The organism is Paenibacillus sp. P36 (assembly GCF_045866505.1).
Taxonomy (GTDB): Bacteria; Bacillota; Bacilli; order Paenibacillales; family NBRC-103111; genus Paenibacillus_E; species Paenibacillus_E chondroitinus.
Map to the genome: position 1 here is coordinate 1,086,723 of NZ_AP038372.1, position 23,004 is coordinate 1,109,726.

General features: G+C 40.6%; 15 protein-coding genes. 13 read left to right on the forward strand and 2 right to left on the reverse strand.

The window, feature by feature from the left end; genetic code table 11:
* Positions 1-7: 7 nt before the first annotated feature.
* The 10 genes from ACKTT9_RS05015 (at position 8) to ACKTT9_RS05060 (ending at position 16,585) form a co-directional block, all read left to right on the forward strand.
* Positions 8-3,163, forward strand: coding sequence for an Ig-like domain-containing protein (locus ACKTT9_RS05015; RefSeq protein ID WP_407870729.1), 3,156 nt, complete (start codon positions 8-10; stop codon positions 3,161-3,163).
* 71 nt (positions 3,164-3,234) lie between these two features.
* Entirely contained in the window at positions 3,235-4,905 is a 1,671-nt protein-coding gene (locus ACKTT9_RS05020; protein ID WP_407870730.1) for an S-layer homology domain-containing protein, read from the forward strand.
* 584 nt (positions 4,906-5,489) lie between these two features.
* Positions 5,490-6,863, forward strand: coding sequence for a nucleoside hydrolase-like domain-containing protein (locus ACKTT9_RS05025; RefSeq protein ID WP_407870731.1), 1,374 nt, complete (start codon positions 5,490-5,492; stop codon positions 6,861-6,863).
* Between the two features lie 139 nt (positions 6,864-7,002).
* On the forward strand, positions 7,003-10,038 hold the full coding sequence (locus ACKTT9_RS05030; RefSeq protein ID WP_407870732.1) for a family 78 glycoside hydrolase catalytic domain: 3,036 nt from the start codon (positions 7,003-7,005) through the stop codon (positions 10,036-10,038).
* Between the two features lie 371 nt (positions 10,039-10,409).
* A complete protein-coding gene (locus tag ACKTT9_RS05035) occupies positions 10,410-12,176 on the forward strand; it encodes a hypothetical protein (protein ID WP_407870733.1) in 1,767 nt (588 codons plus the stop codon).
* Positions 12,177-12,268: 92 nt separating this feature from the next.
* Complete coding sequence (locus ACKTT9_RS05040) at positions 12,269-13,123, forward strand: helix-turn-helix transcriptional regulator (RefSeq protein WP_407870734.1); 855 nt, start codon at positions 12,269-12,271, stop codon at positions 13,121-13,123.
* A gap of 376 nt (positions 13,124-13,499) precedes the next feature.
* A complete protein-coding gene (locus tag ACKTT9_RS05045; RefSeq protein ID WP_407872967.1) occupies positions 13,500-14,951 on the forward strand; it encodes a SulP family inorganic anion transporter in 1,452 nt (483 codons plus the stop codon).
* 432 nt (positions 14,952-15,383) lie between these two features.
* Positions 15,384-15,479: a glucuronate isomerase gene (locus ACKTT9_RS05050; protein ID WP_407870735.1), complete on the forward strand. Its 96-nt coding sequence runs from the start codon at positions 15,384-15,386 to the stop codon at positions 15,477-15,479.
* A 62-nt stretch (positions 15,480-15,541) separates the two neighbouring features.
* Positions 15,542-16,165: an MBL fold metallo-hydrolase gene (locus tag ACKTT9_RS05055; protein WP_407870736.1), complete on the forward strand. Its 624-nt coding sequence runs from the start codon at positions 15,542-15,544 to the stop codon at positions 16,163-16,165.
* A 51-nt stretch (positions 16,166-16,216) separates the two neighbouring features.
* Complete coding sequence (locus ACKTT9_RS05060; RefSeq protein WP_407873196.1) at positions 16,217-16,585, forward strand: hypothetical protein; 369 nt, start codon at positions 16,217-16,219, stop codon at positions 16,583-16,585.
* 41 nt (positions 16,586-16,626) lie between these two features.
* Here the strand turns inward: ACKTT9_RS05060 and ACKTT9_RS05065 are convergent, their stop codons facing one another.
* Together ACKTT9_RS05065 and ACKTT9_RS05070 are read right to left on the reverse strand one after the other, a co-directional pair.
* Positions 16,627-17,187 (reverse strand): transposase, encoded by a 561-nt coding sequence (locus ACKTT9_RS05065; protein ID WP_407870737.1) that lies wholly within the window; start codon positions 17,185-17,187, stop codon positions 16,627-16,629.
* A 110-nt stretch (positions 17,188-17,297) separates the two neighbouring features.
* Positions 17,298-17,657 (reverse strand): transposase, encoded by a 360-nt coding sequence (locus ACKTT9_RS05070; protein ID WP_127458802.1) that lies wholly within the window; start codon positions 17,655-17,657, stop codon positions 17,298-17,300.
* Positions 17,658-17,828: 171 nt separating this feature from the next.
* On the opposite strand from ACKTT9_RS05070, the gene ACKTT9_RS05075 reads away from it, so the two are divergent.
* From ACKTT9_RS05075 to ACKTT9_RS05085, 3 genes are all read left to right on the forward strand, one after another.
* Positions 17,829-18,137: a DUF4238 domain-containing protein gene (locus ACKTT9_RS05075; RefSeq protein WP_407870738.1), complete on the forward strand. Its 309-nt coding sequence runs from the start codon at positions 17,829-17,831 to the stop codon at positions 18,135-18,137.
* A gap of 549 nt (positions 18,138-18,686) precedes the next feature.
* A complete protein-coding gene (locus ACKTT9_RS05080; protein ID WP_407870739.1) occupies positions 18,687-20,639 on the forward strand; it encodes an ATP-dependent nuclease in 1,953 nt (650 codons plus the stop codon).
* Positions 20,640-22,469 (forward strand): UvrD-helicase domain-containing protein, encoded by a 1,830-nt coding sequence (locus ACKTT9_RS05085; protein WP_407870740.1) that lies wholly within the window; start codon positions 20,640-20,642, stop codon positions 22,467-22,469.
* Positions 22,470-23,004 lie beyond the last annotated feature (535 nt).

Consider the following 23,004-nt stretch of genomic DNA (forward strand, 5'->3'; position numbering starts at 1 on the left):
TCGAACGATGAGAAAAGTACTTTCAGTAATGCTCTGCCTAATTCTATCGGTGTCTCTGCTGCTTGCAGAGACACCGAGTGTCAAGGCTGCAGACCTTGCTCTTGCTTTCCCGGGTGCGGAAGGCGGAGGTATGTATACGACCGGCGGGCGCGGTGGTGAAGTATATGAAGTTACATCACTTGCAGACGACAATGTGCCAGGTACATTGAGATATGGGGTTAATCTGAGTAATAAAATCATTGTGTTCCGAGTATCCGGTAACATCGTGCTTAAAAACAAACTCTCAATTAAAGGATCCAACCTTACTATAGCCGGTCAGACTGCTCCAGGAGATGGTATAGCTATCATCGGGGACCAAACAAGTATTGACGGCAGCAATATTATCATTCGATATTTGAGATTCAGAACAGGCTACATGCAAAACGGCAATGAGCCTGATGCATTTGACAGCTCGAGGAATCCGTCTCAGCATAATGTCGTGATTGACCATTGTACGATAAGCTGGGCCGTGGATGAAGTATTTTCCGTCTACCAAATCAGGGATACGACCATTTCGTGGAATATGATCTATGAGAGTATGGCCATGTCAGGGCATCAAAAAGGACGTCATGGCTTTGGGGGAATCTTTGGCGGGTACAACGAGACCTACACTCATAATCTGATTGCTCATAATACAAGCAGAAATCCAAGGTTTATGTCTTATACCGGTGAAACACTCAAAGTGGATTTCGATAATAATTTGGTCTACAACTGGGGTTACAATTCCGCATACGGTGGACAAGGAGACTATCAATTAAACTTTATAAACAACTACTTTAAACCGGGCCCGTCTACTCGTGAAAACGTTAGAGAAAGGCTCATAGCCCCGTCGACGATGAAGATTAATGATGTAGATGTCGGTATGAGTATCTATCTTGACGGTAATATTGTAGATGGGTCACAAAGGGCTACAGAGGACAACTGGACATATGGCTTTCAGCCCACCAGCGTTCCGGATGGACCGTTGCCAAGCAGTAAGGACTATTATCAACGTATGACGACACCATTCGATTTTGGCAACACACTTACGATTAATACGGCACAAGACGCCTATAATCAGATCCTGGCAGGTGCAGGCGCTACATTGCCAAAACGTGACAGATCGGATACCCGTATCGTAAATGATGTGCGAAACGGTACAGGAAGAATTCTGAATACAAGGTCAGAAGCTGCCGGATTCCCGGTTTTGAATTCCGCAACTGCTCTTGTAGATAACGATCATGATGGTATGCCGGATGCATGGGAAACAGCGAATGGACTAAACCCGAATAATGCAGCAGATGGTAAAATCGTAAGCCTTAGCAGCGAAGGTTATACAAACGTTGAAGTATACTTAAATGAAATTGTAGCTAATGCCGGACAACCATCCAATCCGGATCTCACCGTTACCAGCCCTGTTTTTAATGGGCTCTACACGACCGAACAAACCATTTCAATTACGGCAAATGCTGCCGGGAAAAACGGTAAAACCATAGCCAAATTGGAGTTTTATGATAGCGAAACCAAGCTTGGTGAAACTAGCACAGCTCCATACTCCTTTAACTGGAATAATGCTTCCGAGGGAATCCATTACCTTACAGTTACGGCAATTGACAGTGAAGGATGGTCTACTCAGTCAACCACACTGGTTATCCATGTAAATGGTTCGAACAACATGAATACGACACCATGGACTTCACTGGATATTGGAAGCCCGGGAATCCCTGGGGCTGCACATTATGAGAACGGGGTTTATACGATAAAAGGTTCTGGCCTCGTTGGAGGAAACTCGGATTCTTTCCAATATACCTACCAAAAGCTTGAAGGCGACGGCGAAATGGTAATGAAAGTAGATAATATCAGCCGAGAAGATCAGGGAATTGTATCTGGAATTATGATCCGAAAGGATCTCTCGCCAGACTCCCCAATGGCAGTGGCATACTTGAATTATATGCCGCCGGATATCGATCCCGAGAAGACCTACTTCTCAGTTTCCCTTAAGAGTAGAGCGAATAAAGCGGGATCAACAGTAACCAAAGACTGGTTATATGCTGCGCAGCCATACTGGTTGAAGTTAGTAAGGCAGGGCAATCAGATTAGTTCCTATTCATCTCCCGATGGTGTGAATTGGGCACTAAGAGAATCTGTAACCATTGACCTGAACAATAGTGCTTATATAGGATTTGCAGTGGATGGGGAAAAAGATACAGCTCCCATTGATCGGTTCGGCTATGGTTACTTCTCGAATGTAGGCCTTACACAATATAACCGGTTGTCAATCGACAACCCTGCAATTGAAACCGTAAATGGCAGATACTATACGCTAAGCGGCCAGGTAGACTATAATGCGAAACTGACCGTAAAGATCAACGGAACAAACCTTGAGGCACAGCCTACTGATGTAGCAGCCGGTGTAAGATTCAGCAAGGATATCAGTCTGAGTGAGGGGCTTAACACCATTGAAGTTACGACGGATGACACATTCGGGACTAAAATCACTAAGACTTTAAAAGTCACATACAACAAAATACCTCCAGTAATCGTGTTTAGTTCTGAATTGCCGGATACTGTCACTCAGAGTGATGATGGGGTATATACGTTATCGGGAAGAATCGATAAGGATTATTTTCTTACAGTAAAACTGAATGGAGAAACATTATTAGATCATGTAAGCAAGACTGCAGGTGAAAGCTTCACTCAGAACCTTACATTAAAGGAAGGACCCAATAGTCTAGTTGTTGAAGCAGTAGATGCCTTGGGTAATGATACAACCGTAAGTAAAACCATTGTTTTTAGTAAAATCTGGGGCGATAACATGTTTACTATTCATAATATCACTATTGAAGATTATGATGGTAATGCGCTGACAGAGCTGGCATCTTCAGGTGATGTAGTAGTAAAAGCCGAAGCTGTCAATAATTCAGGCATTGCACAAACAGGTATATTGATGATAGCTTTATGCGGATCGGACGACGCAATGGTAAGCTATTCATTCCTTCCGGTAAGTTTTGATTCGCAGGAAAGCGACACTTTTGGCGGCGCATTCAAGCTTCCTGCAAATATTCAAGGCATGCATGTAAAAGTGTTTATGTGGGATAGTCTGTTAGGTCAAGAGCTTTTATCAAACACGGTAACTTTTCCTTAGGTTGGTTAATTATGCAAAGATGAAATTATGTCCTGTGATATCATCTTTGCAAATATGAAAGGGGGATCCCTTTGAAAAAGTTTTTATCAATATTTATTTTCGTATTCATGATTGCCGGGGTATTCGCACAGAGTGTATCTGCTTCTGGCATGGATATTCATATATCAGAAGATCAGAACACCGGCAATATAACCATTAGTGGCACAGTACCTTCAGAAACAGGTAAAGCAGTTACGATACTGGTGCTGAACCCCTCAAGGCAGATTGATTTTATTGATCAGAAAAATTGTGACAATGACGGTAGCTTCTCATTTTCTTACAAGCCGAATACATCCGGAATGTATACAGTAAAAATTAGCAGTGCGGTTCCTGAAGGTTCAGGGGAAACTACATTCAATTATGAGGGCAACAACAACGGCAACAACGGCAACAACGGCAACAACGGCAACAACGGCAACAACGGCAACAACGGCAACAACGGCAACAACGGCAACAACGGTAACAACGGCAACAACGGCAACAGCGGCAACAACAACACACCGGCAACACCAGCGAGAAATCCTGTAATACCTGCAAATGCTGTTAAGCTTGAAGTAAAGGCTGAATTGGATAAAGCCAACGGAACTGCAAATGCGGCAGTAGTTACTGCAGCATTGAATGCTGCCATGGCTCAAGCTAAGACAAATGCTGATGGAACAAAAGTAGTTGTACTGGGTGTGACCAAGGTTGAAGGAGCAAAACAATACGACTTGAAGATGCCTGCTTCTGCTTTAACAACAGGCGTTGGAACACAAAAATTTGCAATAGAAACAGCTTTGGGTACCGTTGTAGCTCCAGGTAACATGCTTGCAAATGCAGGACTTCAAGCAAGCAGCGAAGTAGCACTTAACATAGGAGAAGCAGACAAGTCAAAGCTGTCGGACGAAGTAAAAGAAAAAATTGGAACCAGACCTGTCGTTGAGATTAATGTTTCGGTAGACGGAAAGAAAGTAAATTATAATAACCCGAATGCACCTGTAATAGTTGCAATACCTTACAAGCCAACAGCAGAAGAATTCAAGAATCTGGAGCATATTGTAGTGTGGTATGTAAACGGGGCAGGCCAAGCAGTGCCTGTGCCAAACGGAAGATATGATGCGCTTTCAGGCACGGTCGTATTTACAACAACTCACTTCAGCCAGTATGCAGTAGCATATGTAATGAAGTCGTTTAGTGACTTGAAGGACTTTGCGTGGGCAAAAGATAAGGTAGAGGTGATGGCATCCAAAGGAATCATTAGTGGGACATCTGAAACTACCTTTACACCTGGAGCAAAGATAACAAGAGCAGACTTTACCCTGCTTCTGATGAAATCACTTGAGCTTACCGCGAAGGCAGACATCAACTTCAATGATGTAAAAGCAACCGACTATTATTATGACGCTGTAGGTGCAGCCAAGACGCTTGGTATTGTAAACGGCCAGGGAGATAACGAGTTCAATCCTTCTGAGGAGATCTCTAGACAGGATATGATGGTTATTGCAGCAAGAGCTCTGAGAGTAGCTAATAAGCTACAAGCAAACGCCGGCACAGACCTGTCGGGATTCATGGATAAGGCACTTGTAGAGGACTATGCGGCAGCCGATATTTCTGCACTGATCAGAGCCGGCCTAATTGAGGGTGATAATGGCGCAATCCATCCTTTAGGCAATACAACAAGAGCAGAAGCGGCTGTCCTTATGTACAGAATTTATAATAAGTAACGAAGTTAAGATACGCAGGTTAAGCGGTATGCGGGCTGATCCGCTTACCGCTTAACTTTTTGTGCGCTTGGTAGCGCAATCGATTAAGGAGTGGAAGTCTCCAGTGCACCGCGAGGTGGCGGAAGTACATAGCTGACGCATAGTGTTTAGTCCGCCGTGAGGATAGGTGTGGAGGATGCGAAGGCAAAAAAACGGGAACAGACGGCACACCATGTTGGCTGACGAAGTCGGAACGCTCTGCAAAAAAAGGGATGTCCAATACCACCTTTGGCTTCGGAAGTTAGGAGGACTGGATTTGGGGGAAAGTCGATTGACGTGAACCTAGGAGATCTCATCGTTTCCTCCAAAGTGAGGTATGTTTTTTTCGAGTCTGTGATGGTTATGGAAAAAGCTATGAATGGTGAGAAGACAGATGTAGGGAGAGTAGCGAAAAAGCTCGCCAGAAAGACCGCAAGGGCAAGCGGCAATCTGATTATTATTTCATTTAGTTGCATTGAAGAGTAGGAAGATCGATCATCTGGGATATGATCGCCAACGCTTGGTTCGTTGTTTGTCCAAAAATTCTTAATCATATGGAGGTACTCATGAATCATAACGAAGACTATGTGAAACCCCGCGTCCTTGTCCTGACCGACATTGAGAACGAGCCAGATGATGCCCAGTCTTTGGTCCGTTTTCTTACTTACGCGAACCACTGGGATGTGGAGGGCCTTGTTGCTACCACTTCGATTCATCTGAAAAATAACACCGCTGTATGGCGGATACGTGAAATTGTCGAATCCTACAGCCAGGTACGCGATAATTTGGAACAGCATGAACCTGGTTATCCGGAAGGCCAGTATTTATTATCAGTTATTGCAGAAAGACTTCCGCTTTATGGTTTGGAAGCCGTAGGCCCGGATAAGGATTCCTCTGGCTCGGAACTCCTGATTAAGGCAGTCGACAGCGGCGACCTGCGTCCGTTATGGGTTCTGGTCTGGGGCGGTCCTAACGTACTTGCCCAGTCACTTTGGAAGATCAAGTCCACCCGTTCGGCCGAGGAGTTGAAAAAATTTGTATGCAGACTCCGTGTCTACGCCATCTCTGATCAGGATGATTCCTCTCCATGGATCAGGAAGACCTTTCCCGATTTGTTCTACATTGCGAGTCCGGGTTTTCATACCGGCGGATCGTATCACTTCGCTACCTGGAGCGGGATCAGCGGCGATCATTTTCATGGCCGTTTCACGGGTGCCGACTCCAGTATCGTTGACAATCCCTGGCTGGATGAACACATCCGTTGCAAGGGGCCACTTGGCGCTCAATACCCGCAAACTAAATATCTTATGGAAGGTGATACACCCACTTTCCTGTATCTGATCAACAACGGTCTCGGCAGTCCCGAGCATCCGGATTGGGGGAGTTGGGGAGGACGTTACGAGTTATATACTCCTCATTATCATAAAAGCTTTCTTGAACCGGAAATCCGTCCTTTATGGTGCGATGCCGCTGACGAGGTTCTTGGTGTTGATGGCAGTTGGCACACAAGCAACAAAGCATCGATTTGGCGATGGCGATCGGCTTTTCAAAACGATTTTTCAGCACGTATGGATTGGACCAACAAACCGTATGCCGAAGCCAATCATCCACCTGTTCCAAAGCTCGGTCACCCGGCCCTGCTGTCGGCAAAACCTGGGGAACGCGTGGATCTAAGTGCCGAAGGCTCATTTGACCCGGACGGCGACTCGCTTACTTATCATTGGTTCTACTATGGCGAAGCAGGAACTTTCACTACCGCATCGGCGCGCTCCGGAGATCCTCTCCCGATTCAGGATGCCGATCAGCAGAATGCTTGGTTTACCGTTCCTATTGACCGCGTCCTGCGCAACGGCACAATTCACATTATTCTTGCTGTAACGGATAACGGAATACCGGCGTTGACCCGTTATCGTCGTGTGATTGTGCACGTCGATGCTTAAAGCCGACTTTTCTTCATTAGTAGTTTTCTTATCGCGTTGCCATGGTCGCTTATGGGACCGAATATCGATAAGCAGGGGATTCGGACCATTGCTATGTTTCCATATCCCTAACCTTATATCACTTGGAGGAGGGCACGATTTGAATATCTGTGTAACGATTACCAAACTGAGAGTTGAAAATTTAAGCATTCCAATAGGCATTGATGCAGAAGCACCCCGCTTTAGTTGGATCATGGAAGCTGAAGAACGTGGGCAAAAGCAGACTGCTTATCATATTCTTGTGGCCACTGAGCCGGATAAATTAGCAGGAGATAAGGCGGATGTATGGAATAGCGGAAAAGTCGTGTCTGGCGAAACGGTTGCAATAACCTACAAGGGAGAAACCTTGCAACCTTCGACCTGCTATTATTGGACCGTCGCAGCTTGGGATAAGAACGGCCAACTCATTCAATCAGGCGAAACGGCTCACTTTGAAACCGGATTAATGAGTAAGGACGGCATCACCGGTTGGGATGGAGCCAAGTGGATCGCGATGAATGGAAAAATACCGAAAAGTCCCGGGTCACCGATGTTTAGAAAAGAAACGAAGTTGAAGGGCAAGATTAAACGAGCCAGACTCTATATATCGGCGTTGGGTGTATTCGTAGCCTACTTGAATGGGCAGAAACTTGGGATTGTCAAGGATGAGGGCTGCCGCATCTTCGAACACCTGCCTCCGGGATGGACCAATTATGATCAGAATGTGAATTACATGACGTACGATGTTACATCCTATTTAAATAGCGACGTGGCCGTATTGGCGGCCGTAATAGGGAATGGTTGGTGGAATGGGCGCATTTCCAAGGCACCGCCATCTGAGAAAAAAACCTTATATTATAACGATGAAAAAAATGATCTTGTGCTGTTTTGCAAGTTGCTGATTACGTATGAAGATGGCTCTGACCACACTATCGTAACCGACACGAATTCCGGTTGGAAGGCAACCGATATCGGCCCGGTAAGAGCTGATGATATTTATGATGGCGAGACATATGACGCTACGATGGAAATCGAGGGTTGGACTGAAGCAACTTTTGATGATGCGCAATGGCAGGAGGTCAAGGAGCACGATTATAGAGCAACCTTCCCGCATGCAACCGTGACTGCTTATCATGGGGTAACGGCTCAGATTATCGATGCTTTGGATCAAGTCCCGCAATCCATCACAATATATAGAGATATCGCAAATCATGAAGCTAGCGCGAATGGCCGAGGTGAAATCAAAGTCGATTCCTCACGATCCGTCTCCGACCTTAAGCTTGTCAAGCAATGTCGGATCACGATCTCAGCAGGTGATACAGTCATCTATGACCTAGGGCAAAACATGGTCGGAATACCCAGAATTACGGTTGAGGGACAGGGTGGAACACAATTAAGGATCCGTTATGCGGAAATGCTTAATGATGCAAGCAAAGGGGCAGATGGACCTAAAGGCTCGATTTATACGGCTAATCTGCGCAATGCAATAGCAACGGATTATTATACGTTAAAGGGAGCTTCTAAAGTAGAAACGTATCAGCCGGCATTCACCTATCATGGATTTCGTTATGTAGAGATCACGGTTTCTGCGGGTGAAGTCGTGACAATTCATGGTGTAACGGGTAAGGTGACCAGATCTGCGCTTCCAGAGACAGGGCGAATTGAAACCTCGCATCAGGATGTCAATCAGCTCTTTTACAACATAATGTGGTCACACCGTGGCAATTATTTGTGGATTCCATCCGATTGTCCCCAACGTAACGAGCGCGTGGGTTGGTCGGGGGATACGCAGCTTTTTGCCAACTCCGCTTTATATAATATGGATGCAGCCCCTTTCCTCGAGAATTGGATGGATATGTTTGTGCAATGTCAAGAGACTTATGGAAACGGTGGATTCACATCGACAGCTCCGAGTGGTAGGTATGCTAATTTCAGAGGGTTTATTGGTAATGGCGGTTGGGCTGATGCAGGCATCGTCGTTCCGTGGACGGTTTGGCAGATGACAGGTGATACGTTCATTATTGAAAAAAATTACGCAGCTATGAAGCGGTATATGGATTGGATTTATGATCATTCAGGCGACACCTATAGAGGTACAGGAAGCCTCGGGGACTGGTTGAATTTCCAAGGGACAGACCGGCAACTCATGAGCGATGCTTATTATGCTTACGATGCCAGGTTGATGGTAAGTATGGCTGAAGCAACAGGGAGAATGTCCGACGTACTGAAATATGAAACTCTCTATGAAAAAATTAAACAAGCGTTTATCGCAAATTTTATTCATATAGATGCAGATGGTAAGCTAACGGTCCTCTCTTCAGGCGGATATAAGACACTGGAATACGATGAAAATCCGAACCAAGTCGGTGTCGAAAATATTAAAATGGAAGATAATAGTCAGGCTTCTTTATTATGGTGTTTAAAGTTGGGGTTCTATGAGAACGATGATCAGAAACAGCAAATGATCGATTTGCTGGGTGAAAACATTCAAAACAACGAGGCATACAAAGCGGCTCATTCTGGAAGCTCACGGGTTAATTATGCCGAACATACATTATCTATAGGATTCCTTGGCGTAAATGTTATTGCCCCTGTTTTGTCGGATGCGGGACAATCGGAGCTGGCCTATAAATTGTTAGTGCAGGACGCGATGCCATCTTGGTTATATTCGGTCAAAAATGGAGCGACAACGGTTTGGGAACGCTGGAATTCCTATTCAGTGGAAGACGGGTTTGGAGATGTGCGGATGAATTCGTTTAATCATTATGCTTATGGCGCGATTGCTGAATGGATGTATAAGTATATGGCCGGGATTGCTAATGATCCGACACAACCTGGATTTAAGCATATTATTTTGCAGCCTCACATTGACGTTAATAAGCAGATTATATGGGTTAGAGGGTCGTATGACTCTGTAAGGGGAACGATTCGAAGTGAATGGGAAGTGAACGGTAAAACATTCTCATACGCAGTGACAATTCCGGCCAATACGACGGCAACACTCTATCTGCCGTCGGATCATTGGCTGAATGTGACTGAGGGTGGAAATCCGATTCAAGAGATTGATGGGATTAAGTTTGTCGCTTATAAGGACAGTAAAGCTATCTATGAGTTGGATGCCGGAAGCTATACTTTTAAATCTGTTATTGCCGATTAACACCGGGGCTGGAATTTTTAGAATTATTCTCCGCGGATTTACTCGGCTCGATCCGAATGCAAAGTATCACACATTTTAATATTGGTTCAGTAACTCCCAGCTCAATAAAAGTGGGAGTTTTCCTTTGAAATACGGTAATTTAGAATTTAGTATGATGTGAGAATATTATGCCTTGCAGGTTGAATCCTAAATGCTTAGAATCTGATCCATGGCCCAGTCGTCATGGAGTGGATAGATAAAATGTAAGCGCTGTATTAATTAGGGCCGGAGGAGGCGAGTGATGGAGCTTAGTTAATAAGGCTGCATGTTTGAATAACAATATCTATGTTTTATGATGTTTTTTTTAACTAAAACGAGAGGTAGTGCAATCAATGGCAATTACTCGAAAGAAATTATTGACCACATCACTTTTATTTAGCTTGCTTTCTGCAATAAGCTTTCCTATTACTGGTTTTGCGAATACTACAGCTACGATTACCGTCGATTATTCGGTTGATAAAGGTGCATCGAATCATATTGCAAGTGGTTTCTTGCATGGAATTAGCGCAACCAGCCCATCACAGTATCTAATTGATGGAGTAGATGTTCAATCCATTAGAGGTACGGACTATCACACCAACTTACCTTCTTTATTTGATCAAACAACATACAATAGAGTTGCAGCAACAGGGGCTGACATGATGGTTGGTGTATATTACAGAGCAGTCGCTCAAAATATATGGCCTGGGGATACAGCAACGGAAGCACAGTGGGAAAACGTGGTTGCAGATGTTGTAAATGAATCTATAAGCAAATCCTACAATATAACATCTTGGATTACTTGGAATGAGCCTCAACTTCAATGGAACACATCAGCACGCCCAATTTCTAAATATATGAGAGCACATGAGCTTGCCTATAAAAAAATAAAAGCAATACTACCTTCTGCAAAGGTGCAAGCACCAGAAAACCATGTTTATAGTCTAAGTTTCTTAACAAGCTTTCTGACGTACTGTAAAACTAATAATTGCTTGCCAGATATTCTAAGTTGGCATGAATTGGCGGCGGGTCAATTGGATATTGAGGCGCATACCAGTGAAATCAAAGCTTGGATGATCGCTAATGGCATTACACCAATGCCTATCGCGATTACTGAATATCAAGGGATAACCTATGATTCAGCTACAACAACAACATCGTATCCAGGGCTCAATATTTCTTACCTTGCTAGGTTGGAAAGATCAGCAGTGAATGGAGTCGCTTATGGTCTCAAATCTGCTTGGGAGTTCGTTGGAAGCGATCCCAATTTCAAAGCTTCCTTAGGGGATCTTGCTAACCGTAATACGGCACTTTTACCTAAGGGAATTTGGTGGGTTTATAATGCTTATAAAGATATGACAGGCAGACTTGTTCAGACCACGTCTAGTAACCAACAATATTCAGAGGCATTTGCAAGTTCGGATACAACTATGAAGCGTTCAGTAATTCTAGTTGGCACTGGAAATGCTGTGACTCCACATGATCCAGTATTAACACTTAACAATATTCCAGCTTATTTGCAAACAAGTGGTAAAGTACATGTCCGTGCTGAGAAAATCATAAATGCAGATATTCTCATGTCTCCAAGTGTAATGATAGAAGGTGATTATACAGTTAGCGGCAATTCACTTACGTTAAATTTACCAACACTTGACCCGAAAGCTGCTTACAAAATTTATGTAACTTCGGGTACTGCCGCAGCTGCAACGACGAACTATGAAGCGGAGTCCCTCACAGCGCAGTACACATCAGGACTGACGTACAGTACATTTACAGAGGCTTCGGCAAGCGGGGGCTCAGCTACGGCGCTATATGCTAACGCAGTCGGTCAGAATGTGAAATTTACGATAAATGTTCCTACAGCTCGGATTTACGATTTAAGTGCTATTCTGAAAAAAGAATCGAACCGTGCTTTCTTCCAACTCTATATTAACGGAAAAGCATATGGTTCTCCTAAGGATGAATATGGGACTGCCCAGTATTACACGACAGATTTCGGTAAAATTCAATTTACATCTAGTGGTAACCAGACGTTGGAATTTAGAGTTGTGGGTAAAAATAGTTCTTCCAGCAATTACTTAATGGTATTTGATAAATTCATTTTAACGAAATTGAATTAGAATTAAGTATTGCGACTTCCCCATAACCCGTGGGGAAGTTGTTTGTTTTTTACAGAAAATGAATAGCGGGCAAAGTAGAGTGGAGATCTATCATGAATGAACAATATCGTAATGTAGACCAGTTGATTATTTTCAAGCATGTGTGTAAGGAAATTCCTAATCCGAGCGATTTTCACCTAAATCAAGATCTATATGCGATCTATTTATTTCTGACCAGTGACGTACACTATGTAATTGAAAACCAGGTTTATCCGCTGCAATTTGGTGACATTTTAATGATAAGTAACACCGAGCGGTATCGTTTGATTTTTCAAACAGAAAATCAGTGTTGTGAATATATAGAGATAAAGTTCGACTCTTCGTTGATCTTAGCGTTTAATTCTCCACGATTTAATCTATTAGAATGCTTTAGCAGCCATGGTTGCAGTCTGAGAAAGCATATATCCTTAATGCCAGAGCAAGTTAAGGACATTATGAAAGTGTTTAAATACTTGGAAAAGCAAAGTTCTCAGGTAGTGTTACCTGGGTCTGAAATTCTCACTGTAACTGCTCTCATCGAATTGCTTGTGTGCATTAACCGAGTTTCTCAGAATCGGGATAAACAATTGGATAAGGTCATGATTCCACATAAACTGTCATACCTCGTTACTTTCATTGACGATAATTTAGACCAGGATTTGTCGCTAAAGTCTCTCGAGAAAGTTCTGCTCACAAACCGTTCTTATCTTTGCCGGATATTTAAAAAGCATATGGGTAACACAATTCATGAGTATATATTGTTAAAGCGAATCGCCAAAGCTGAGCTTCTGCTTCGTGAAGGAGCCACTGCGACGGATACATGTTATCTGGTAGGGTTTAATGATTACTCTCACTTCATTCGTACATTTAAAAAGCGCGTAGGCTTACCCCCTCGGCAGTATCAAATTCAAGGGCTTTGTTCCTTGTGATTTTTATTGCCGATTTGAGAACTTAACGCTCTTGAATAGAATGGTAGTTAGAGGTCAGATCATCCGGAGGATTGGTGTGAAATAATGAAATCTATTTTAAATAATTGGTAAAAAACATGGCTAAATGAGAAGGATTTGGATCATTTAAATGATGTGATCTTCACCTTATATGTACAAGCTAAGGTATCAAGGGAAATTTCATTGAAAAAGGGTAGTGATGTGTGAAGAATGAATGTATAATAGTATCTGTTGACTATCGGACCCGACTTTTCTGAAAGTGGAAAGTTCATTAGACATACCTTTTGATTATTGAGCGGATCGTATATTTTTTGAGACTGAAGAGTCAATAAATACGTAGAGGAGTGAAGTTTTTTTGTTGTACCAAAATTTGAAAAATGCTTGGTTTACGAACCCGCGAAAGGATATTCTTGCGGGGATGACGGTTGCCTTTGCGCTGATTCCTGAAGCTATTGCCTTCTCGATCTTAGCTGGCGTAGACCCGATGGTTGGCTTGTACGCATCCTTCTGTATTGCGTTAACCATTTCAATCGTGGGTGGTCGGTCAGGGATGATATCGGCTGCAACTGGGGCGATGGCGTCACTGATGGGGCCGATAATCGCCAAGTACGGAATCGAGTATTTATTTGCCGCGACGATTCTTACGGGTATCATTCAGTATCTTATGGGGATATTAAAATTTGGAAAGTTCATTACCTTTATCCCACATTCCGTGGTCACTGGTTTCGTTAATGCATTAGCTATTATTATTTTTATGGCACAATTCCCTAACTTTGTAGATGCGAACTGGCAGATGTATTTGATGGTTATAGGAACACTTGCTATTGTTTATTTACTTCCACTGCTGACCAAAGCAGTACCTTCTGCGCTAGTTGCTATTATTGTCATGACGATCATTTCCATGAGCATGCACTTAGATCTCCGGACGGTCGGGGATATGGGTGAAATTACGCAAGCTTTACCATTCTTCCATCTTCCCAATATTGAATTATCGTTTCATGCAATCTGGAGCATACTGCCCTTTTCATTAGCATTAGCGGTAGTCGGGATAACAGAGTCCTTGATGACGGCAACCATTGTTGATGAGATGACGGATACGAAAAGTGACAAGAATAAAGAAGTAAAAGGTCAAGGTATCGCGAATATCGTTTCTGGTTTATTTGGCGGTATGGCAGGTTGTGCAATGATTGGCCAAACGGTGATAAACGTAAAGTCAGGTGGAAGAACGAGGCTATCCACGTTTGTTTCGGGTGTCTTCCTTCTCTTTTTAATCCTAGTATTGGGGGATGTTGTCAAAAATATTCCGATGGCTGCATTAGTTGGTGTCATGTTTATGGTGTCTATCGGGACATTTGATTGGTCATCACTAAAGACAATTGGCAGAATTCCGCGAAGCGATGCGCTGGTAATGCTCGTAACAGTAGCTATTGTGGTAGCCACATCTGATTTGGCAATTGGTGTTGTTTCTGGTGTCGTTCTTAGTGCTGTGATCTTTGGTTGGAAGGCTGCTAGAATTAAGGCACTTGTAACAAGCGAAGTTACTGGAAAGAAAATTTATAATATTACAGGTCAACTATTTTTCGGTACCATGACACACTTTGTAGATCTCTTCGACTATAAAAACGACCCGGATCGAGTAACCATTGATTTTAGTTCCTCTCACGTATGGGACCACTCTGCAGTAACAGCAATTGCAAAAACTACGTTGAAATATCAACAGTTGAATAAACAGGTTATGATTATTGGTTTGAATGATGAAAGTAAAAGGCTTGTTGACCAAGTTGGTTTAGCTAAGCCATCAGGACATTAAATGAATAATGAAGCACTCTGGGATTCATCCAGAGTGCTTCTTATTTATGGGAGTCATTAGGGAAGAAGATACAGTCTTAGGGACTTTATAGCAGATATGATAATAATGGGGAGCATATTTTAACAACAGAGGTTATTGGTTTTCAGAGAGAAAAGAGTGGAATTATATACAGTACAGTCTGAAATAGACTGTTTTATGGAATAAGTTGAATAAAAAAGAACGATTTAGAATCTAGTGTATCCTTAGAATTTTATGCCTTGCTCGAAAAAAGGGGCAAATGTAATATGTTGCGTAGAGAGCTAGAGAGCTTAAGTCCTTACACAATAGTGTAAGCGCATTATTTGCTCGTTTTCTGAGAAAGGGTAATTAAAAAGTTTACCGGATTATTGTTTGGGATGCTTCACATAACAACGAGAGGTAGTGTAAACATGGGTGGAAGCAGGTGAGATTCCAAATGATGAGCAACTGTTAAAGCAGTTAGTTCAAGGGATATCTTACAATAATGCAAAACTGTACTTCGGTTTCTAAATAAAATCAATTAAAGCGTAATAAGTCATTTCTCGTAAGGTCGCAAAAATGGAGGTTGCCGTATGCAGAAAATAGAAAGAATAAGGTCGAAGTCCAATGAAGTAAACTGCTATGTCGTAAGTAATGGGGAAGAGTGTATTATTTTCGATCCATACATAGATGTTGAAAAAATTGAAGCTTATCTGAAAGAAGAAAACATGAAACCAGTAGCTATATGTTTAACAAGGTTCCGTTATGATCATATCTATTCAATTGAAATTATTAGCAACTTATATAATATTCCAGTTTACGTGAATCCATTAGAGAAAGCTGGTTTGAGTAATTCGGACTTGGATGGTTCACAGGTTTCTCCCGTCATAAGTAAATTGGCAGAATTTGATTTGGAAATGAAAAGTTATGAATTAGGCGGTGTATCATTTAAAGCAATCGCAACCCCTGGTAACTCAGTAGGTGGAGTCAGTTATATATTTGATGAATTTGTCCTTACTGGAGAAACATTATTAAAAAGTGGAATAGGCAGAACTGATCTTCCTGGAAGTAATCTGCCTCTGCTATTGGAAACTGTTGAAAAGACATTATTTTTATTGCCAGATAACATGACTGTTTATCCGGCACGCGGTGAATCTACCACGATCCGTACTGAGAAATCTGTGAACCAATTTTTCTATAAAGGACTATCTGGCTAAGCTGTTACTCGTGAAAAGAATATAAAAATTTAATTATAGGAGATTAATACAATGTCAAGTTATATCGTGAAACACGGGAACTATAAGGATTTCGCTATTGCCTCCAAAGAGATTGTGGCATCAATTTACGTAGGAGAAAATGAGCAACCCGCGGTTCACCGTGCAGTTAAAGATTTGCAGCAAGACATTCACCGTGTAACAGGTCAGAGTGCTCCTATACAAATGGATCTTGAGGCTTTGAAATCTGAAAAAGAAGTAATCATTATTGGCACTATTGGACGTGATGGCATCATTGATGATTTTATTTCAAAGAGGTTATTGCAAGTAGGTACATTGAAAGATGAGATGGGTACTTACCGTTGGGAAGGCAACGGCGTCGTATGCTTCCTGGAATGTACCAAAAACCTCTTTCGTGAGTAAATCTCGCTCCAGTGTTGCGTGAAAAGATTCAATGTAGGCATTCATATTTGGCGTCTTTGGCGGTATTCGCTCATGCGTAATCTTCTCGTCCTCACAGAGGCTTTGCTAACGAATTGCGGACCGTTGTCCGTGCGTATGATGGGCATTTCCTCAACATCTGTTAAACGTAAACGTAGGGCAGTTCTTACTGCTTGACAGACCTGCTTTGCGTCGCAGCTAGAGCCCAGATGGTATCCTACGATACTGCGGTCAAACACATCAATGATGCCCGCCATGTAAAAGAACTGGTCATAACCTGCCACATAGCCGTACTTAATGTCGAGCTGCCAGAGTTGGTTTGAACGTTTGATCGTGTGGTTACGAGCCAGTTTCCGTGGATAATGAATCTTCTTTCGCCGCTGCGGATGAAGGATGCCAAGCTTCTTGCATAGGCGGTACGTTTTCTTCTTGTTGATGACCAGATTGTGTTGGATACGCAAGCATTCATTCAGCATCAAGTAGCCATAGCTATGCTCTTCACCGGAAACGAGTTCCATCAGCCATTCTTCGATCTGCTCATCACTGACGGCTTCACCTGAGTGCGTAAAAGAGTAATTTGTCACGGGTCTACCAGGAAGTACTGCGATTGTTTTCTTCGTCGTGGTTCGTTGCTCGGACTTTCTCCTGTCGTAGTACGTCGAAGAAGCGACTCCAGTAAGTTCTAGTATTGTAACTACCGCGTTTCCCTGCCCAATAAACGTTTGTGCAACGTGGAGTCGATCACTGAGGCAGGGCTCGTCTTTTTTACGAGCTCACGCAGAACTTCATTCTCAAGTTCCTTTTCCCCCAATGCTTTTAAAGCTCGATTGTATTTTTCTTCAAGCTCAGCCAATCGTTTGGAGTCGTTAATGCGTTCGTCGATCGTAGGTAGTGCGTCTGCTCCAAATTCATCTTGAAACTCTTTTACCCAGTTTCGAATGGTCTTTGGTGAGACGTCATACTTCCTTGCAAGAACTCCAACTTTAATTCCGGCTAAAGCTTCTTGCGCCACTTTGTTACGAACATCTTTGAATGCGTTGTTTCGTTGTCTCATTCCGTTCAGCCCCCTTTATTTAATAGTACCTCATTTCCCTAGGTACTCTCCAATTCAATTAGGGGGCTAAACAGTTATGAACCGACTGAAATACCTATGAATATCGATTACTTGCATATTGGATTATTAGCAGTTAATTCGTATAGCCTTGTTAGAAGACTTAAAAATAATATGATTGATAACTATTATTGGGTAATTGGTATCAATAAGACAACCGAAAAATTTTACACATCTGATCATCCTGTCGTCCAAAGACAAAGTATGAATAACATTTTTGCAACAGCAGGGTCATATACAGACTTTTCAAACCTTAGTGATCAAATTGCATTTCCACTATCTCCTGAAGTCGTTCTGATGCTTTTTAATAAATATGAGAAAGTTAATAGACAACAAAGATTGTTTAATAGAAAAAAAGTTTTAATAAACGACATCTCTGTAGTCAATAATCTTAAACATTATGCAGTTAATCAGATCTTATAGGCAAGTATACTCAGTTAACGGGAACTTTGAATTTGCCAAAAAATTTGAGGAAGAAACGCGTCGGAAATTAGTGGATCAAGGTCATGGTCCTGCAAAGATTCTGCTCCCCAGATGGTTAACTGTGAATAAATAATATTAAACGATGAGGAATACTTTGAAAAAATACAATTCATTAACCTCTAAGCGATCTGAACGGAAGTTGGTGTAATGGAATCGTTACTATTGAACGAAGGCAGTCGCTCTAAGATTTGGATAGCCTGGATTAAGTACTTTAAAAGCTGACGGTTCCTCTATTCGAAAACCGCGTTATTCAAAGATTCCAGTCTAAGACGTTATTTTCAATGGACAGTTGCAAAAAAACATAGTAAAAGCTGGCTCCTATGAGCCAGTTTTGTTGTATTAAGTTTGCTGCCGCGAGTGGTTTTTATTTTCAAGCAAAGCGATGAAGAATTTAGTAGGAATAATGTATTATGTGTCGAAATGCTAAAATGATGAATCAAATAATTGTGAAGATTTGGACTTATAAATAATTTCTAAGGGCTGAGTAAATTGTATCTCAACGAAGTGAGTATATGGAATTGGAGAAAGTTTGGGGAACGTGAAAACGGCCAGCCAGGAGTGAAAATATCGTTTAATGCGAACTTAAACGTAATTGTTGGAGAAAACGATTCTGGAAAAACAGCAATAATTGATGCAATAAAATTGGGATTAAATACAAATAGTCAAGATTCATCATGGATCAGAGAGACTGATTTTCATGATAGTAGCAAATCAATAAAAATAGAATACATATTCAAGGAATTATCAGAGGATGAGGAGGCTTTTTTCTTTGAATGGATTTACTTTAAGGAGAGTACTTCCTATTTGAGAATTTTATTGGAAGCAGAACAAATAGTAGATATAAATATGAAATCCAAGATAACTAGAAATATTTCTGGTGGTGAGGAAGGAAGAGAGCAACCGTTAAGTGACAGTGTCAAACAACTGTTAACTGTCACATACTTAAAGCCATTAAGAGATGCTGAACTAGAACTGAGCTCTGGAAGTAGGTCTAGATTTGCGCAGATTCTTAAGAATTTAAGTTATTTCCAAAACAATAGTGGTAAATCGAGAAACAAAATTGAAGATATTCTCTCAGGTGCATTTAGTGAAATACAGGAAATTATAGATAAACCAGTACTTGAAAAGATGAATGAGGTTATCGAGGCCTTTTTTGAGAAAAATCGAAAGAAAAGTCCAGAAATAAATCCGAAAATAATTAAATTCGAAGAGGCGTTAAAGAAATTAGAACTAAGTCTGGGCGATGTCGGTAGTGGACTAGGTAGTTCAAATTTATTATTTATGGCCGCAGAGTTACTTCTATTAAGTGATAATACAATAGGGGCAAAGATTGCCTTGATTGAAGAAATAGAAGCACACATACATCCGCAATCGCAACTAAGGTTAATTAAATATTTTGAGAGGAAAAGTAAGGATGAAGGGATACAATACATCCTAACCTCACATAGTCCTATGTTAGCATCATCCATTTCTCTTGAACATATTATTCTTATTTACAATAGCGCTGCATACCCTATGAGGTCTGGTCTGACATTTTTGGAAGCAGACGATTATAAATTTCTTGAGAGATTTTTGGATGCAACAAAATCAAATATGTTTTTTGCACAAGGAATAATTTGTGTTGAAGGTGACGCAGAAAACTTATTAATTCCTACACTTGCAGAAGTAATTAATAGACCGCTTCATGACTACGGAGTATCGATTATAAATGTAGGTAATTTAGCATTTAAGCGATATGCATCTATTTTTCTTAGAAAAGATAATCTTAAACTTAACTTCCCAGTTTCAATAGTAACGGATTTAGACATGAAACCAGTATCATATTATCATGAGAGCATATGTTACTTTGAGCTAGATCATGAGGATGAACAAGAGATTAAAAAGATAATATCTCCTGTTCAAGATGAGTCACTTATAGGTTTGTACTATACTTTCGATATTCTTATTAATAAAATAAATAAAATTATTGAGGGAAAGTTAACTCAGGAACAAAGACAAATTATTTATGATATTTTGGTAAAGAAAAACACGAAAAAATACGAAGAAATAACAACAGCAAGAGCAAAAGAAATACAAGGGAATTACATGCATGAAGTTGAAAAAACAAAAGTATTTATCAGTTCCCCATGGACATTGGAGTTTGCAATAGCCGAAAGCGGGTTATCTTCATTGCTGCAGAACTCTATTTTGGAAGCAAATTATAAAGAGGCAAAGAACAGAACTTCAAAAAAAGAAGAATGGGAAGGTATTTCTGATACTGAGAAAAGAGCTTCTGAAGTGTATCAGTTTATGATTGACCATAATGTTTCAAAATCAGTTGTATCACAATTGTTATCAGCGAAAATCTTAGATAAGAGAAGTGAATTGGGTTCAACTATTGCTAATGACTCCAAGTTAAAATATCTAATTGATGCAATAAGGCATGTAACGGGTGGTGAGTAGATGGTTTTTAACCAAGATGATTTTGATTTAGTCGAGAAGACTATACTAGGCAACAAAAAGTTCAATGAAAATCAGCGGGAATTTATTGAGTTAATGGAATCAAAATATATTATCGCAGGGCCGGGGGTCGGAAAAACAACTTGTTTAGCGGCGAAAATAGTTTTAACCTTGATGAAAATTGCTAGTGTAAATTCAAAGGATGCAGTATGTATTATTACTCAAACTAATGTTGCAGTGGACGAGATAAATAAATTTCTAAGAATGTTAGGTCTATCGCAAATTAATCATCCACATTTTGTAGGGACAGTTCATCAATTTCTTAATACTTTTTTGGCTATTCCATACATAAAAAAGAATATAAATCCGATAAACTTACGATTTGCTGAAAATGACGATTATTCATCATTAATTTCCACATTGGTGCATAAAAACTCTTATTTCGGGCGGTGGAGTAGTGGACCTAAGAGTGCTGTGATCAGAAGAATTCAAGAGTGTAATCTAATCTATGATAAGCAGACGGATAAAGTCAACTTGGAAAATACAGTAGGTTGGGATAAGTTTGAAAAGCATCAAACTCATATGTTCAATGTTAAATGGGAATTAAAAAAACTCGGTTTTTTTACTTTTAATGATACTTTTTTATTCGCTGAAGCTGCTCTGGGACATAGAAAAAACATAGCATTACTAAGAAAAAGATTTAGATACGTTTTCATTGATGAATTTCAAGATACGAAAGCAAGTAGCCTCACTATATTAAAAGATATATTTTCAAGTGAGGATAACGTACTTCAGATTGTTGGTGACCCTAACCAGACTCTTGATTTCTATGGAGAAATGCCCATTGTTGATGATGAAAACAAATTTGAATTAAAAATTTGCAATAGGTTTGGATATGAGATTGCTAAGCATCTTCCTCATATAGTAAATGGCATTCAAATAGAATGTTCGGAGGAAAATAAGTCTTTTAACCCAGTTTTGATTATTTATAATCAAAATGAGCAATTAATTCCTTATTACAAGAAGCTTTTTTCTGAGTACCTTTCTGATGAGAGTTTTTCAAAGAGTACAAAAAAAGATAGTATCTTATCGACAAGGAAATTAGCAATTAATGAATATCGTGCAGTTACTAATCACCAAAGCGTTTCGAACTATAAAATAAAAAATAGCGAATCGCATACTGGTCATATATCAAAGTTAATTAATGATCTTATCTATAATAAACTTTCTCAAGTAGAAGATTTGGATTTTAATTTTGATCATAAACAATGGGTAAGAGAACATTCCAAACAAACTGATCTAAAGAAATGTATGATTAAAAGTATAAAAAAAGGACAACTAGATATTAACAATTTGAAGAATGCTATTAATGCCATCCTTAATGAAAAGAATACTGGTACAATAAATAGTACTAATGCGGTATTTGGGAAAATAGCAAGCGTAATAAAATTAATCCATGATCCTAGTGCAACTGAGAATGCTGATGATGACAACCAAACTCTGGTTTTCGGCACAATTCATTCTGCTAAAGGTGAGACACATAGATCTGTATTATTAATAGATTCGAATGAAGCAGGTATGATACATACGAAAATGCTCAAGTCATTTTATGGTCTTGATAACACTAATTATGATAAAGAGTGGGTTGAAAGAAATCTATTGTATGTTGCTATGAGCAGACCCACGCATTTATTTGTATTTGGAATGAATGCTAGTTATATAAATCAAGAGGAAATGAACATATTTAGAGCCAAGGGCTGGGAAATCAGGGTTGCATTTAATGAATCTGAGCAAGAGGCAGACTCGGGAGTCAAGATATTAAGTACTGTTTAAGCTGATGGAAAGTGAATAATATTCATAACCCACGCTGAACTTCATAACGAACATTATTCTCAATTTGGATAGCACTGATAGGTTGGATCCGATGCCCTGCAAGTCCGGATCTATGATGGGCCAATGCAGTTGCGCATGGGCCTACTCGAAGTCTGTAAACCTAGTTGGACGTTCTACTCACTTAGATTATTTTAATTAATTTGTCAGAAGTATTTCAAAACTAATTTGAAATTCAAACAATTTCCCCCTAAAACCATTTCAAAACTTTATTTGTTATATTAAACTTGACGAAAAGCCAGCAAACCTTGTATTTGCTGGCTTTCTTCATTTCAAAACCAATTTGTCATCTAACATCAACATCAACTCTGGGTGGTGAACGTTTTTTCTACGATTAACAGTAGAGGGGATTAAGCTATAGGGCAGATAATTCAGGAGGTCTTGGTGGTTCTGTCTGTTTCCTGCATTGGTGTGAATATAGATTTTGTTACAGCGGAAGCAGTTTTGCTATTCTTAGATTTTGGAATTCAAGTAAAGT